The following is a 15,260-nucleotide window of genomic DNA, read 5'->3' as shown; positions in this document are numbered from 1 at the left end:
CAAGTGTCGGCAAACGGCAAAAGGAAAACCGGCGCGGCGAAGAGCCTTTTACCCAACCGGCCGGTCCTGTATGGTCGCACGAAAATTCAGTCGCAGAGCCGTTCAAGCATGCCTAAATCACTGAAAAACGTTCTATGCATCGTCGGTGCCCGACCAAATTACATGAAGATGGCGCCCATACACGCCGCCTTGGCCGCCAGTGGTCGTTTTCACCCGGCCCTGATTCACACCGGGCAACATTACGATACAGAAATGAACGACGCTTTTTTCCGCGAGCTCTGCATGCCCGCCCCCGACGTGAACCTGGAAGTGGGATCCGGCAGCCATGCGGTCCAGACCGCCGAAGTGATGCGCCGTTTCGAACCCATCGTCGATCAGACCGCCAATCCGGTGGTTCTGGTGGTTGGGGATGTCAACTCAACCCTGGCCTGCGCCCTGGTGGCGGTGAAAAAGGGCGTTCCCGTGCTGCATGTGGAAGCGGGGCTGCGCTCGGGCGACCGCACCATGCCGGAAGAAATCAACCGCATCCTTACCGACCAGATGTCGGACATGCTGTTCACCACTGAACGCGCAGCCCTCGACAACCTGACCGGCGAAGGCATCGCCGCCACCCGCGTCCATTTCGTCGGCAATGTCATGATCGACAGCTTGCGGGCCAATCTGCCCTGGGCGGTACCGCCGACGCAAACCCTGGCCGCCCATGGCTTCGCCCCGCCGCCGGCCTTCGCCGTCGCCACCTTGCACCGCCCCGCCAACGTCGATGAGCCCGACATCCTGCGCCGCCTGCTCGAAAGCCTGTGCATCATCGGCCAAACCCTGCCGGTGGTCCTGCCGTTGCATCCGCGCACCAAGGGCCGCATCCAGGCCGCCGGTTTTGACCACTTCCTTGACGGTCGCACCATCCTGCCCTTGGGGCCGGCCAGTTATCTAACCATGCTGGGACTGATGGCCCAAGCCCGGCTGGTATTGACCGATTCGGGCGGCATCCAGGAAGAAACCACCGCCTTGGGCGTGCCCTGCCTGACCCTGCGCGACAACACCGAGCGCCCCATCACCATCAGCGAGGGCACCAATACCCTGGTCGGTCGGGATTCCGACGCCATTCTGGCCGCCGCCCGGACTATCATGGAAACCGGCGGCAAGCGCGGGCGGGTGCCGGAATTCTGGGACGGTCACGCCGCTGGGCGCATCGTCACCGCCATGATCCAAGCATTATGAAAACGATCACCGCCATCGGCCTGACCGCCCCGGCCCTGTGCATGGTCGGATTGCTGGGGCCACTTCTTGCCCTGTTCGCCCCGCTCGGTATGGCGCCCTTGTTCATCCTGATCGCCTTGGCCGGCTTGCATGATTGCTGGCGCGGGCGCTTGTGGACACGCATCGATCCCCGCTTGGCGGCCATTTTCGCCGCCGCCGTGCTGTTCGGCGCCCTCTCGACACTATGGGCCATCGACAAGACGCAAACGTTGAAAACCAGCTTGGTGCTGGCCGGTGAATTCCTGGGTGGCCTTTGCCTGCTGGCGGCCACCTCAATTCTGTCGTCGCAATGGCGGATTCGGGCGCTGCGCGCCTTGGCTGCGGGCCTGTCGTTTTCCATCGCGGTCCTGCTGTTTGAACACCTGACCCCGGGCCTGTCCGCCCTGGCCGGCAGCGGCCCGATCACGGCACAACTCCATGACAGCCGCCTGTCGTCGCTGTCGCGCGGCATGACCTTGATGGCCCTGCTGCTGGTGCCGACAAGCCTGGCCCTGTGGCGCCAGCGCCTGCGTCCATGGGCGGTGCTGTTGTGGTTGGGTGGAGCAGTGGCCATTGCTGCCAGCCATTCCCTGGCCTCGAAACTGGTTCTGCCGGTTTCCACCATCCTTGCCCTGCTGTTTTGGTGGCGCCCGCGTCTGACCGCCGGCCTGTGCGCCATCGGTACCGCCGCGATAATCCTTGCCGCGTTTCCGCTGGCCTTACAGATCCCGCCGCCGCAACAAACCTATGACGGGGCCCGCTGGCTGTCGTCGTCATCGCACCACCGCTTGACCATTTGGCGGTTTTCCGCCCACAGAACCCTGGAAAAGCCGTTTTTCGGCTGGGCTTTGGATGCGTCACGGGTCATTCCCGGTGCCGATGACGAGGTTTTCTACGATATCATCGTCATCGGCAATCAACGGGCGCCCATTCCCGAAGCGCAATTGCCCCTCCACCCCCATTCCGCTCCGGTGCAAATCTGGCTGGAACTGGGTCTGGTCGGCGCCCTTCTCGCCGCTGCCGTCATGGGCCGGGTATTCTGGGCCGTGGGCAGACAATCGGGATGGATGGCCGCCCACACCGGTCCCGCCCTGGCCTCGGGCTTCATCATCGCCTGCGTCAGTTACGGCATTTGGCAGAGCTGGTGGCAAGGCACCCTATGGCTGAGCGTCGCGCTGATTGCCGTCCTTGGCCCTGTTTCCGCAAAGGTCAGCGTGCGGACAGCGCTAGCAGACGGCCAAGAATCTTCCCCGCCAACCGGCTGAACTCGCCCGGCACAATCATGCGGGCAGCGCGCACCACCCGGTCCACCGTAATCAAGGCCGGATTGGCGAGAAAGTCATGGTGATACCGCATCAGGGCGATCCACCCCAAGGCCATTCCGAGCCAATCGTTGGGCTTGCACCGCAATTGCGCGATCAAGGCGCGCAGCGCAGCACGGTACTGTGCCAGGGCAACAGATAGACCGCTGCCTCCAACTGGTCCTTGCGGTTGCGGGAAATCTTGGTGATGAACACCATGTTCTTCATCACCCGTTCGGCCAACACCTCATGGGTCAGATCGACCGGAGTGATTAAACCACGCTCCAGCGCCTGATTGCTCAGCGGATAATGAGGGAAATACTGCATCTGATTAGGTGTTGGGCGATCGTGTCCCAAGGATTGGTGTAACAGCGCGGTCGCCGTTTGATCTCCGGCGGGCTTGGCCGGGTTGATCAGGCCGCCGCGACGGGCGGCATGCTGGTCAGGGGATCATCACCCAAGGGGGCGACGGATTCCAGGGTCATGTAGCGGGACCGCTGTACGGCCCATTCGTCGTTCTGTTCCAGGAGGATGGCGCCGATCAGGCGGGTGATAGCTGCCTCGTTGGGGAAGATTCCGACGACCTCGGTGCGGCGCTTGATCTTGCCGTTGAGGCGCTCGATGGGGTTGGTCGAGTGCAGCTTGGCCCGATGCGTGGCCGGGAAGCCCATGTAGGCGAGGACATCGGTTTCGGCGTCGTCCATCAGTTCGGCCAGTTTCCGCGCCCTGGGGCGAAGCTGGTCTGCCACTTGGCGCCACTGGGCGCGGGCGGCTTGGGCAGTGTCTTGGGCGAAGGCGGTGCCGATGAAGGCGGAGACGACGCGACGGCCCTGCTTGCCGGCGTGGGCCAGGACGTTGCGCATGAAGTGGACGCGGCAGCGCTGCCAGGTGGCGTTCAGCACCTTGGCTATGGCGGCTTTCAGCCCCTCATGGGCGTCGGACACCACCAGCTTGACGCCGCGCAGGCCACGTCGCGCCAGCTTGCGTAGGAAGTCGGTCCAGAAGGTCTCGGCTTCCGACGGGCCGATGGCCATGCCCAGAACCTCGCGCCGCCCGGCGGTGTTGGCGCCCACCGCGATGGTGACCGCCACGCTGACGATGCGGCCGTCCTGGCGCACCTTGACGTAGGTGGCGTCGAGCCAGACATAGGGCCAATCGCCCTCGATGGGGCGTTCCAGGAAGGTGGCGATCTTGCCGTCGATCTCGGCGCAAAGCCGCGATACTTGGCTCTTGGAAATGCCCGTCATGCCCATGGCCTTAACCAGATCGTCCACCGAGCGGGTGGAGATGCCCTGGACATAGGCTTCCTGGATCACGGCGGTCAGTGCCTTCTCGGCCATCCGGCGCGGCTCCAGGAAGCACGGCAGGTAGCTGCCCTTGCGCAGGCGCGGGATGCGCAGCTCCACTGTCCCAGCCCGGGTCTCCCAGTCCCGCTCGCGGTAGCCATTGCGATGGACAAAGCGGTGATCGGGATTGCGCTCGCCATGGACGTGCCCGGGAAGAGTGGGGAGCGTGCATGCTAGAGCAATTTCCGATCAATCTGGATCATATCCGGCATGGATGGAGTATTTCAGGCATTCGACGGGAGAGTACTGGTCGATGGCCTCGGCGATAGCGTCCCAAAGTTCAGAGACTGTTCGGGCGGCGGCCCTGCGTAGGAGTGCCTTGAGTTTGTTTCGATGGGGTTGAAGTCTGGCGAGTAGGGCGGAAGGTATCGGACCTTGGCCCCGACAGCCTCGATAGCGCTGCGCACGCCGGAGACCTTGTGGGCGGGCAGATTATCGAGAATGACGATGTCTCCCGGCGATAGCGTCGGCACCAGCACCTGTTCGACATAGGCGACAAAGGCCGGGCCGGTCATCGGACCATCGAGCACCATTGGGGCCGTCATTCCAGACAAGCGCAATGCTCCCGTGAAGGTCGTTGTCTTCCAATGGCCGTGGGGTACGGCTGCACGGCAGCGTTCTCCGCGTCTGGATCGCACTCGTAACCGGGCCATCTTGGTCGTGGCGCCGGTTTCGTCGATGAAGACCAACCGCTCCAGGTCGAGGTCGGGCTGCTCCTCGAACCAAATCCAACGCCTTTCGGCGACGTCAGGCCGTTGCTGCTCGGCAGCGTGCGCGGTTTTTTTTGAGTGTGATCTGCCGTCGACCGAAGAATCGCCACAACGATGCGATGCCGACTGGGGCACCGCGCTCCCTCATGAGCGCCTGGAGTTCAGCCAAGGTGATGTCCGGTGTCACCTCGATCTCGGCCAGCAGGAAATCAGCATGGGCTTCAATGCGCGATGATCGCCGGTCGCCACCTTGAGGTTTGGCTTTGGCCTCGCCCTGGTCCCGCCACGCCTGCATCCAGCGGATCGCACTCGCCACGCTGACCCCAAATCGGGCGGCGGCCTGACGCCGTGATGCTCCGGCCTCAACTGCGGCGATGACCCGCTCCCTCAAATCGTCGGAAAGGCATTTCCCCATGTCGGCTGGCCTCCCGCTCCAGCAGACACGATGAATCACAAAAACGTCGCCGTGGGAATCCCCCACGATTCATTCAGGTCGGAATTTGCTCTAGTTTCAGCGGCAGGCCGGGCTGGGTGCGGTCGAGGGCCTGGATCTGGCTTTTCTTATCAATGGACACCACCACGGCGTGGCACGGCGGCTCCATGTAGAGGCCGACCACATCCTCGACTTTCTCGGAGAAGGCGGGGTCCTTGGATTTCTTGAAAGTGCGCAGCCTGTGCGGCTGGAGACGGTGGGCGTCCCAAATCCGTTGGACCGCCCGCAAGCTGATGCCAACGGCCTTGGCGACCGCGCGGCCCGTCCAATGAGTAATGCTGCCGGGTGGGTTGGAACACGGCAGCGCCAGGACCCTCGCTATCGTTTCCAAGGGCAAAGGGGGGCTTGCCCGGCTTGCGCGTCTTGTCCCGCAACATGCCATCCACCCCTTGCTCGGCATAGCGCATTTGCCAGCGCTACACCGCCGGGCGGCTGATGCCAATGTTGCGGGCCACCTCAATGACGGGCCGACGCTCGACCGAAAGTAGGACGATCCGCGCCCGTTGAACGTGCTTTTGCGGACTATTGAGATCCCCAATGACCTCGGCCAAACGCACTTGGTCCTCGGGGGAGACGATGATGCTGACGGTCTGTTCCATGACCACAGACTCGCACGGCGTAGGTCGCTTGTGAATCCTGTGTTTGCGTCAATGCAATAGGGCTACTGGTTAGCACGCGCCCGGTCCAGAGTGTTGACACCGATCAACCTTGATCGGCCCGGGGAAAAGGTCCATAAAACCTGCCATCCCTTTGACTGTGCGGGTTTTCGCCGTGACTGCCACCCCTGCCCCCATCGCCTTCATCGATCTGAAAACCCAGCGCCTGCGCATCGCCGACAAGGTGGAAGCGGCGCTTAAGAAGGTGCTGGAGCACGGCGCCTTCGTCATGGGGCCGGAAATCATCGCGTTGGAAAAGCAATTGGCGCAATGGGGCGGGGTCAAGCATGCCCTGGCCTGCGCCAGCGGCACCGACGCCCTGGTCCTGGCTTTGATGGCCAAAGGCATCGGCCCCGGCCACGCCGTCTTCGTGCCGTCCTTTACCTTCGTCGCCACCGCCGAGGCCGCCGTCCTGGTCGGCGCCGCCCCGGTCTTCGTCGATATCCTGCCGGACCTCTTGACCATGGACCCGGCCAGTCTGCAACGCTGCATCGATTCCTGTCCGTCGCATCTGGAGCCCAAGGCGGTGATGCCGGTGGATCTGTTCGGCCAGCCCGCCGATTATGTCGCCTTGGGGGCCATCGCCGCCAAACATGGGCTGACCATGATCGCCGACGCGGCGCAAAGCTTCGGCGCTGCCCTGCACGGCACGCCGGTGGGGGCTTTGGCGGAAATGACCACCACCAGCTTCTTCCCGGCCAAACCCTTGGGCTGCTATGGCGATGGCGGCGCGGTGTTGACCGATGACGACGAATTGATCGAAATCCTGCGCTCGATCCGCAACCATGGTCAGGGTCGTGATCGTTACGAACATGCCCGCATCGGCGTCAATGGCCGGCTCGACACCATGCAGGCGGCCATCTTGCTGGAAAAGTTGGCCATCTTCGCCGATGAGATCCAGGCCCGCGACCGCATCGCCAACCGCTACACCCAATTGCTGGCCGATGTGGTCGCTACCCCGGTGGTGATCGCCGGCGGCACCTCGGTGTGGGCGCAATACACCATGACCACCGCCAACCGCGATGCCGTCATCAAGGCGCTGAACGCCGACGGCGTACCCACCGGAATCTATTATCCGACCCCTTTGCACCTGCAAGGCCCCTATGCGGCCTTTCCGCGTGATCCCGCCGGCATGGCAGTGACCGAGGACAAGATGGGCCATGTGTTCAGCCTGCCCATGCACCCCTACATGGACGAGGCCACCCAGGATCGAATCGTCGCCGCCTTGCGTCAGGCGGTGGAGACCAGCCCATGAGCCGGACCGACGTCTTCGTCCACCCCAGCGCCGTGGTTCATGACGAGGCCGCCATCGGGGCGGGCACCCGCATTTGGGACTGGTCGAAGGTGCGCGAGAAATCAAGGATTGGCGCCGGCTGCAATATCGGTCAGTCCTGCTATATCGACATCGGCGCGGTAATCGGCGATCGCTGCAAGATCCAGAACGGCGTGTCGGTCTATCACGGCGTCACCATCGGCGATGACGTCTTCGTCGGCCCCAATGCGGTGTTCACCAACGATCTGGTGCCGCGCGCCTTCAATACCGAGTGGAAGATCACCGAGACCCGGGTCGGCAACGGCGCCTCCATCGGCGCCAACGCCACCATCCGCTGCGGCATCACCTTGGGTGATTACGCCATGGTCGCCGCCGGTGCGGTGGTGACCAAGGATGTCCCCACCCATGGCCTGGTCATGGGCAATCCGGCCAAGCTGGTGGATTACGTCAGCAGATCGGGCAAGCGCCTGGATTGGGATATGAGCCAATCTCCGCCGTCCGCTGACGCTTTGGCCGGATAGGGTCGTGGACCTGCTGTCCACCTTGCAGGTACTCTATCGACGGTTGACCGCCGAGATGCGGTCGAAATACGACCGTCGGGTGCCGCTGGGCGATCTGCTGACCGATCGCTGGGAGATCGCCCGTTCCTATGCCTTCGGTGCCGGATCGTCGTGCTATGACAGTGTGCTGATCCTGGGTGACGTGCGGGTGGGTGAAAACACCTGGATCGGCCCCAACTGCATCTTGGACGGCAGCGGCGGCCCGCTGATCATCGGCGATTGGTGTTCCATCAGCGCCGGCGTGCACATCTATACCCACGACACCGTGCGGCGCAGCACCAGCCTGGGCGTGGATCCCATCGACAAGGCCCCGGTCAGTATCGGCTCGGGCGTCTATATCGGCCCCAACAGCGTGGTGGCCAAGGGCGTCACCATCGGCGACAAGGCGGTGATCGGGGCCATGTCCCTGGTCAACCGCGACATTCCTGGCGGAACGCGGGCCTGGGGCACGCCGGCACGGGCTCAGCCCTGAGGCGGCTTGCCCGATTCAGGCAGACGACCAACGGCACTTTCCACCAGCCAGCGCGGACGGCGGCGCCCTTCGTCGTAGGTGCGCCACATATATTCACCCAGCACTCCCAGCATGACCATTTGCAAGCCGCTGAGAATCAGCAGCGCCACCATCAGCGACGGATAGCCGGGCACCGAGCGTTCCACCAGCGCCGCCACCAGCACGAACAAAGCGTACAGAAAGCCGATCAGCGCCACGCCGACGCCGATAGCCGACATGGCGCGGATGGGCAGATAGGAAAACGAAGTCATGGAATCGATGACCAGCTTAATCTTCTTCGACAGATTCCAGCCCGAAACGCCGTGCAAGCGGGCTTCCTTGACGTATTCGATGTGAGCCTGCCGAAACCCCATCCACTGCACCAGGGCGACGATGCTGACATTGCGTTCGCCGAACTGGGCAAAGGCGTCCACCGCCGCCCGATCCATCAGGAAGAAATCCGCGCCCATGGCCGGCGTATCCTTCAATCCGGCCACATGCCGCATCAACCAGTAATAAAGACGGGAAAACGCCAGGGTCGAAGCGGTCTCCCCCTCGCGTTTGGCCCGCACCGCCCAGACGATCTGGGCGCCTTGCCGCCAATGGTCCAAAAGGGCCGGAATGGTCTCGGGCGGGTCTTGGAGGTCGCCGGCCATGATCACCACGGCGTCGCCCAGCGATGCCGCCAAGCCACAGGAAATAGCGGCATGGCTGCCGAAATTGCGCGACAGTCGCATGCCGCGCACGCGCGGGTCACGCTCGGTCAGTTCGTGGGTGACGGCGAAAGTGTCATCGGGGGAATGATCATCGACGATCACCCATTCCCAATCCAGACCGGCACCGTCGCACACCGCCTTCAGGCGATCGTACATCACCGGCAGGTTGCGGGCCTCGCGGAAGGCGGGGGTGACGATGGATAATTTCATCGGTTCACAGCTTCCAATACGCTAGGGCTTGAGCCATGGCATCCAGCAAGCCATCCCCAACCTGTGCTTGATATTCGGAATTGACCTGGAATATGGAATCGACCGTACGGGTCTGACGCTCCAGGTAATTCAGCATAGGCTGTGGATAGCGGTCGCCATCTAGGGTGTAATGCAACGGATGCAACAGCAGTTGAACCGTCCGTTCCGCCCCTTGCGCAACGAATTCAAGCGGGTCCGAGCGAAATTGCATGCGAGAATCCGACAAATAACGGTCGGGGGCGAAAATGGCTGGATCATAGGCGTTGTTCCAGCCGTCCAGCAGCAGGAAATTGCCGTGTACCGACGGATTGTGCAGGCTAACCGAATTGACCGGCTGTCCGATGATGTCGGCCAGGATATCGCCTTCGGTCCGGGCATGGCGAGCCAGGGCCACGTCGTCGGCGTCGCCGTAGACCTGAGGGTCGAAATGGAGCGCCACCTCGAAGCCTTCATCGGCCATTTGCCGCAACATACGTCGGGCGGAAAGACAGTGGACGTTGTATGTTTCACCCGTGACCAGGAAAAAAAAGGTCGACCGAACCCCTACCTCTGAAATCACCCGTGAAAAGTCGTACGCAGCCTTAATTTCGAGGTCAACATCATGCCTGAGGATTACTCCCGGGTTGCCCTGCCAATCCCGTAATGGAATGACATTGGAAACTTCGGCAGCTACGCTTAAAAGATTTCTTACTCCTAATAGACTGAAGTAGTTCATTTAAATCAATCCTTCGCCACCATCTAAATATCCATTAGCTAAATCTACAATTAGCAGCACCATTATAATGTAAAGCTATTTTGATTTAATTCTTACCGAAGCCACTTTTATAATTGTGACGGCACAAATTAAGAAATTTATTGTCCCCCCCATGGTCAAGCTAATGTTCGATTCCTGATTAATTAACGGGAACATCACCGCCCCTGCTAATGCAATTTCGACAGGACTGCCCCCAGGGCGATTGAGCGTCGCATCTAATGTTCCCAGAAACGCCCCACAGAGCAACATAACTCCGACAATCCCATACCACCCGAAATTCGCGTAGGCCTCAACCAACCACGGTAAATTAACGGACATAGAAAGATCTGAAGAATCAATAAAACCATATGTTTTACCAAACCAGCTCCCAAGCACCTCTTTTGGCTTTTCCGGCCACAACAGACGTGGGATAGGGGATGTCACTACCTGCAACAACGTCTTACCCTGCCAATATGGTACGACACTCGGAGTTTTTTCTTTTACAACAGACAGAACGACCGCCTGATTCAGGCGCCTCGCTACATGCCTGAAAACACGCGCGAATTTATCATCTTCAAATTCTGTTTTCATATCTCCATTTTTCTGTACAATTTCTTTTGTTGTCATATCACGCCACGAAACGGCCAAAACCTCAATGCGTCGCTCAAGACTCGGCGAAGGCACTTCCCATGCCATAATGCTACGGTATGTAACAAAAAACGGATAAAAAACAGCTGTGAAAGCAGACAAGGTAGCGACAGAATAAATAAATAGGCGCCTATTTACCGTTGCGAAAATAAATAAAATAGACGCAGGCACAATCAAAACCATTACAGCAGCACCGATACTAATACCGGCATAAATTCTTAATGGTAATAGTATTCCAAATATTATTATAATATGGTATTTTGGTAGCCTTCCCTTAACGGCAAGCAAAAAAGACAGGCCAAAGCCAAAAAAACCTAAAGGTATCAGAAGCTTATCGAGCGCCCCCGCACCGTACTTGTTCGGTAGTAAAACCCAAGCCACATGAGCCAAGATGCAAACCCAAGCAAGCCAAGTTTGGCGGTTACATGAGAGATCTGCCACTAAATGTCGCGACCCTATCCAATGGCGAACATGCGACTGCACAAAAATAAAACCACTGAACAAACTCACAATCCCCACGAATATTAAGCTGACATTATCAGCATTAAACTCAAACACTTCAGGGGAACCAACATAGATTCTAATATCTGAACCATTATCCCAAATAAAATCAACCAGGAACGGCTGAATTGCAAAAGCAACTAAATAGAAAAACGCCATGCCGGCAAAAAATGGCAACCCCTGCGGCACGGGTGAAGTAAAATATTGTATTATCACCACTAAACAGATGACAACCGCCAGTGCCCCAACAAATGCCCCGGCAAGAGTCAATCGGTCAGGACGAAAAAACAAAAGGAAACCTACAAGACACAAGCCAACCAGAAGACTCCACCACCACAGCTTGACGCTATCAACACGGAGAGGCAGGGTCATTCCCCTCCCCCCAGGCCATCGATGGCCGCAAAACCCATGGCGAGCACGGCCTCTTCTGCGCTTCCGCCTATATGAGGAAGAGCGAGAAAATTGGGCAATTGCAACAATTCCATGTCCTCCGGAGGTTCGTTGTTGAAAACATCGAATGCAGCGCCCCCCAGTCGCCCCTCGGCTAGCATCGTCTTCAACACCGACTCGTCCACTAATCCGCCCCGCGCCGCATTGATCAATATAGCATTCGGCTTCATCCGAACCAATTGGCGGTGGCCCAGGATGTTGCTGGTCGATTCATCAAACGGTAAATGCAAGGTCACCACGTCGGATTCCGACAGCAAATGGTCCAATCCCACGGCAAGCACGGAATGAGCGGCATAGAAATCCGGAAAATCCAAGACGTCATGCGCCAGGATCTTGCAATCGAAGGCCCGCAGCAGCGTCACCAGATCCTTCCCAATGTGCCCACAGCCGACGATACCGACGGTTTTCCCGGTTAATTGACGGCCCATCAATTGTCGCCATTGCCCCGAGCGCACTTCCGCGTTGCCCTGTGGAATGTACCGCAATAAGGCGATTGCGCAGGAAATGACCAATTCCGATACGGACCGGCGGTTAACCCCCCCCACCCATCCAAGCCGCACATTGTGGCGCTGTAGGGCCAGCAGGTCGATCATGTCCAGACCGACACCGTACTTGCCCACCACCCTCAATTCCGGCAATGCCGCGAAAAACGCCTCGTCCAGACGCTCCAGCGCGGTGATTGCCCGATCATGACCACGGACGAAATCGATGAGTTCCTGCCCCGAAAGCGACAAACCGGCATCATTGAAGGTAATCTCCGCCTGTGGAAAGCGGCGAAGCAACTCCGCCCTGAGAATGGGATGACGGGAAAACGAACGCGAGCAGACGGCGATTCTGGTCATGGCATCAATTCAGCGACAACTAAGGGCAAATGACGGAAATGCGAGATCACCCGGTCAGCGCCGAGCATCTCGGCGTTGTCGGCATAACCGAAGGAAACCGCCACCACGGGCATGCCGAAATCACGGGCGGCGGCCACATCCGTTTCCGAATCACCGACAAGGATCGCCGGGCTCCCCGCGACACCCATACATTCCAGCGTTGCCTGCAAATGGCGACCGTCGGGTTTGCGAAAGGGCAGCGAATCGCCACCGGTATATCCGGCGATCAAACCGTCCAGGCCCAGCTCACGGATCACCAAGACGGCGATGGAGGACGGCTTGTTGGTGCAGATCCCCAAAACGTTTCCGTCCGCCACCAACCGCCGCATGCATTCCATTGCACCGGGATAGAGCACGGTCTCGACCACCGGAGCCGCCGCATAAGCGGCAAGGTAGTCCCTCAAGGCCTGTTCCATATCCCCACCGGCGGCGCCTGTCGCGGCGAAGGCGCGTTCCAGCATGACCTGCGCCCCCTCTCCGACCATCTGTCGCACCTCGTCGAGCGCCAGCGGACGACGAGCTCGCTGCGACAACATAGCGTTCAACGCCAGACGGACATCCGGCACGCTATCGATCAAGGTACCGTCCAGGTCGAACAAAACGGCCCGCTTCATGGTCTTTCTCTCAGATGTGTCAATACGTTGTCGGCTACCCAGGAATGTCCGGCCTCGGCGTAATGTCCTGCCTGTCGCAACGGAAACAAACCAATCGGATCGGGGTGTCTGGCGATTTCTGCCCGCAGATCGACGAAATCGATGCCCAAATCCTTGATAATAGTCGCCACCCGCTGATACTCGGAAAGCCCCGCTTGTGGATTTTGGATGGTGCTTTCCCATGCCGGCAAATAGACGATCGTCAGCCGACCGCCCCAACCAGACACTTGGTCCCGCGCCACCGTCAACACTTGGCCAAATAAAGCAAAATCCGGCGAGGCTATGGAGGTCGCAGTCAATCCCAGCCCAATCCTGGTTTCCGTCAACGACACGAAACGGAAGATTTGTTGGCTCAGGGGCAAGGCGCTGCCCGCAGCATAAGCGGTCTGACTAGCCGCGACCGACTTTTCGGCATAGTCACGCAATAGCGGAGCCAAATGCCCCGCCCGCGCCGTCAGGTTTTGCGCGGTCGAACCGACCAGGTAGCCGCGTAACAGCGGGCTACGTGACTCGACGTTCAAATCTGCCAAGTCGTTGCCTTCAAAGAAGAACCACAGCACCCGACGCGGCGCCAGGGGGCGAGCATATTCGATCAGAGTCGCCAAGGCCAGCAGGGGACCATTGCCACCGTTGCCCAGGTTGAGGGTGGCCGGATGCACTTGGCGGATACGGTCGGCAAAACTGGTGGACGTGGGAACGCACATGCCTTGGGTGAAGGAATCCCCCAGCAAGGCGATATCGACCGACGTCAGGGCCGCCACGTCGGAGGGATTGGGGAAACCGTTGCGGTCGGTGTCTTGCACCAACCACTGCCCCGCTTCGTTACACACCACCGCCCGGCTTTCCGGAACTCCGCCCAAGGGCAGAATTTCGCCGCCATCCAAGTTCAAGGGGGAACGAACGACCCCTTTCGCCCCTTGCGGGATCAGAAACAGCGAGGGGAAAACAGCCGGGAAGGCATCCTGCCCGGCCTTGCGCAGATCGCTCACCACCTCGCTTTTACTGCGCGCATCATAGGCCACTTGTGCGGCCTTGGCCCGCACGACCAACTCGTCCACGCCTTGTCGCCCTTTCTGCGCCAGCAGCCAAACCTCGAAAGCCCAAAGCGAACACCCAATCGATAGGCAGGTGATGGCCGCGGACAGGCGCATGGCGGTGGGCAGGCGCAGGCAAATCAATGCGAAAACCAGTACGCCGGCGGGTAGAACGACGAAAACCAGCCCCAATTTTGGTGTGGCCATCAAACGACCACCTTGCGCAACAACCAGGGCCAGGGCCGTCGCCGCGCCCAAGGCCATCAACAGGAAAACCCAACCGCCGAAACCGAATGACCGGCCCTTAGCCATTTTCAGACAGGCCCCAACGTTCTTTCCATTGCGGGTCAGCACAATAGATGCGGTAGACCAATTCCATGGTTTTCAGCGCGTCATCGGACGAACCGTTGAAAATGGGCGCCCCGTTCAACACGGCCTCGGCAAATTCGCCGACTTCTTCTTTCCACGACGAGTCCAAATTATAGCGTGTGACACGTTCCATCGGGTCACCGGCATCGTCTTCAGTTTTCCAAGAAACGGTGATGGTTTCCGCACCATAGCTTTTCGAACTGGTCAGGATGCCCCCGAGAACAATCGAGCCCCGCTCCAAAGACATTTCCAGGCGGAAGCGATGGCGCCATTCCGTAGCGGTGGAATGCATCAGGGCCACCACCCCTTGGTCCGAACGCATCAGAACATAGGCGTTATCTTCGACGTCGTGATGCCAGTGGTCATTACTAACGATGGCCTGAACCTGCGTGAACTCGCCGCCGAACAACCGCATCAAGTCCAGCATATGAATACCCTGGTCCAGCAAGATACCCCCCCCCGCCACCGCACGCTTGGTCCGCCAATGCGACGGTGAGCGGAAATCGATGATCTTCGACTTTCCGTACACGGCGCGCATGTTGATCAAGCGTCCCAATTCGTTCGACCGCAGCAACGCCAGAGCATCGCGGATCGATTCATGGTAACGGTGGTTGAAACCATATTTCAGCTTCAGCTGTGGATGCGCCTTTTCCACTTCGATGACCCGGCGGATGTCGGCCACATCCCGTCCCGGCGGCTTTTCGCAAAAGACATGCAGGCCGCGTTGCAAGCCGGCGATGGTGGCGGCGGCCGCGACATCGTTGGTCAAGCAGACGAACAACACGTCAAGCGTCTCAGACGCCAGCATGGACTCAACCTCGGTGTACGCCGTCAAGCCGTCAACCCGGGTGTCGCCATCGGCAAAGTTGCGGTCGCAGGCGGCGACCGTGATTAGACCGGGGTGGGAATCGATGACGGCGCGACGGCGGCGACCGACCACTCCATAGCCGGCAATGCCCAC

General features: G+C 59.8%; 13 protein-coding genes and 3 pseudogenes. 5 read left to right on the top strand and 11 right to left on the bottom strand.

Annotation, left to right across the window (positions count from 1 at the left end; all coding sequences use genetic code 11):
* Positions 1-108: 108 nt before the first annotated feature.
* Positions 109-1,218, top strand: a complete 1,110-nt coding sequence (wecB, locus tag MGMSRV2_RS16985; protein WP_024081601.1) for a non-hydrolyzing UDP-N-acetylglucosamine 2-epimerase — start codon at positions 109-111, stop codon at positions 1,216-1,218.
* Positions 1,215-2,501, top strand: coding sequence for an O-antigen ligase family protein (locus tag MGMSRV2_RS16980; protein ID WP_024081600.1), 1,287 nt, complete (start codon positions 1,215-1,217; stop codon positions 2,499-2,501). The genes wecB and MGMSRV2_RS16980 overlap by 4 nt, the downstream gene beginning before the upstream one ends.
* A 153-nt stretch (positions 2,502-2,654) precedes the next feature.
* Here the strand turns inward: MGMSRV2_RS16980 and MGMSRV2_RS16975 are convergent, their stop codons facing one another.
* The 4 genes and pseudogenes from MGMSRV2_RS16975 to MGMSRV2_RS16960 form a co-directional block, all read right to left on the bottom strand.
* On the bottom strand, positions 2,655-2,864 hold the full coding sequence (locus tag MGMSRV2_RS16975; RefSeq protein WP_024081598.1) for a hypothetical protein: 210 nt from the start codon (positions 2,862-2,864) through the stop codon (positions 2,655-2,657).
* An 86-nt stretch (positions 2,865-2,950) separates the two neighbouring features.
* Positions 2,951-4,033 (bottom strand): annotated as a pseudogene (locus tag MGMSRV2_RS16970) (IS256 family transposase); the annotation flags it as partial.
* A 39-nt stretch (positions 4,034-4,072) separates the two neighbouring features.
* Positions 4,073-5,008 (bottom strand): annotated as a pseudogene (locus MGMSRV2_RS16965) (IS630 family transposase).
* A 94-nt stretch (positions 5,009-5,102) separates the two neighbouring features.
* Positions 5,103-5,685: pseudogene (locus MGMSRV2_RS16960) on the bottom strand (IS630 family transposase); the annotation flags it as partial.
* A 172-nt stretch (positions 5,686-5,857) separates the two neighbouring features.
* Here MGMSRV2_RS16960 and MGMSRV2_RS16955 point away from each other — a divergent pair.
* From MGMSRV2_RS16955 to MGMSRV2_RS16945, 3 genes are read left to right on the top strand one after another with little or no spacing between them, the layout of a single operon-like run.
* Positions 5,858-6,997: a DegT/DnrJ/EryC1/StrS family aminotransferase gene (locus MGMSRV2_RS16955; protein WP_024081592.1), complete on the top strand. Its 1,140-nt coding sequence runs from the start codon at positions 5,858-5,860 to the stop codon at positions 6,995-6,997.
* Positions 6,994-7,536 carry an acyltransferase gene (locus MGMSRV2_RS16950; RefSeq protein ID WP_024081591.1) on the top strand — a complete coding sequence of 181 codons (543 nt, stop codon included), beginning with the start codon at positions 6,994-6,996 and terminating at the stop codon, positions 7,534-7,536. Before MGMSRV2_RS16955 ends, MGMSRV2_RS16950 begins: the two co-directional genes overlap by 4 nt.
* Positions 7,537-7,540: 4 nt before the next feature.
* Positions 7,541-8,047, top strand: a complete 507-nt coding sequence (locus tag MGMSRV2_RS16945) for an acyltransferase (RefSeq protein WP_024081590.1) — start codon at positions 7,541-7,543, stop codon at positions 8,045-8,047.
* Here MGMSRV2_RS16945 and MGMSRV2_RS16940 read toward each other — a convergent pair.
* The 7 genes from MGMSRV2_RS16940 to MGMSRV2_RS16915 all read right to left on the bottom strand — a co-directional run bounded on the left by MGMSRV2_RS16940 (position 8,038) and on the right by MGMSRV2_RS16915 (position 15,260).
* Positions 8,038-8,991: a glycosyltransferase family 2 protein gene (locus MGMSRV2_RS16940; RefSeq protein ID WP_024081589.1), complete on the bottom strand. Its 954-nt coding sequence runs from the start codon at positions 8,989-8,991 to the stop codon at positions 8,038-8,040. The genes MGMSRV2_RS16945 and MGMSRV2_RS16940 overlap by 10 nt on opposite strands.
* 4 nt (positions 8,992-8,995) lie before the next feature.
* Positions 8,996-9,745, bottom strand: a complete 750-nt coding sequence (locus MGMSRV2_RS16935; protein WP_024081588.1) for a polysaccharide deacetylase family protein — start codon at positions 9,743-9,745, stop codon at positions 8,996-8,998.
* A 75-nt stretch (positions 9,746-9,820) separates the two neighbouring features.
* Positions 9,821-11,284, bottom strand: a complete 1,464-nt coding sequence (locus MGMSRV2_RS21205; protein WP_144084330.1) for a hypothetical protein — start codon at positions 11,282-11,284, stop codon at positions 9,821-9,823.
* Positions 11,281-12,204 (bottom strand): phosphoglycerate dehydrogenase, encoded by a 924-nt coding sequence (locus MGMSRV2_RS16930; protein WP_024081584.1) that lies wholly within the window; start codon positions 12,202-12,204, stop codon positions 11,281-11,283. The genes MGMSRV2_RS21205 and MGMSRV2_RS16930 overlap by 4 nt, the downstream gene beginning before the upstream one ends.
* Positions 12,201-12,857: an HAD family hydrolase gene (locus MGMSRV2_RS16925; RefSeq protein WP_024081583.1), complete on the bottom strand. Its 657-nt coding sequence runs from the start codon at positions 12,855-12,857 to the stop codon at positions 12,201-12,203. Before MGMSRV2_RS16925 ends, MGMSRV2_RS16930 begins: the two co-directional genes overlap by 4 nt.
* The gene (locus MGMSRV2_RS21510; protein WP_041633720.1) at positions 12,854-14,242 is read right to left on the bottom strand and encodes a hypothetical protein; all 1,389 of its coding nucleotides are present in this window, start codon (positions 14,240-14,242) and stop codon (positions 12,854-12,856) included. The genes MGMSRV2_RS16925 and MGMSRV2_RS21510 overlap by 4 nt, the downstream gene beginning before the upstream one ends.
* Positions 14,235-15,260, bottom strand: coding sequence for a Gfo/Idh/MocA family protein (locus MGMSRV2_RS16915; RefSeq protein WP_242410698.1), 1,026 nt, complete (start codon positions 15,258-15,260; stop codon positions 14,235-14,237). Before MGMSRV2_RS16915 ends, MGMSRV2_RS21510 begins: the two co-directional genes overlap by 8 nt.

Source organism: Magnetospirillum gryphiswaldense MSR-1 v2 (assembly GCF_000513295.1).
Taxonomy (GTDB): domain Bacteria; phylum Pseudomonadota; class Alphaproteobacteria; order Rhodospirillales; family Magnetospirillaceae; genus Magnetospirillum; species Magnetospirillum gryphiswaldense.
The sequence above is the reverse complement of the archived record's forward strand: the minus strand, read 5'-3'. Positions and strand labels throughout refer to the sequence as shown.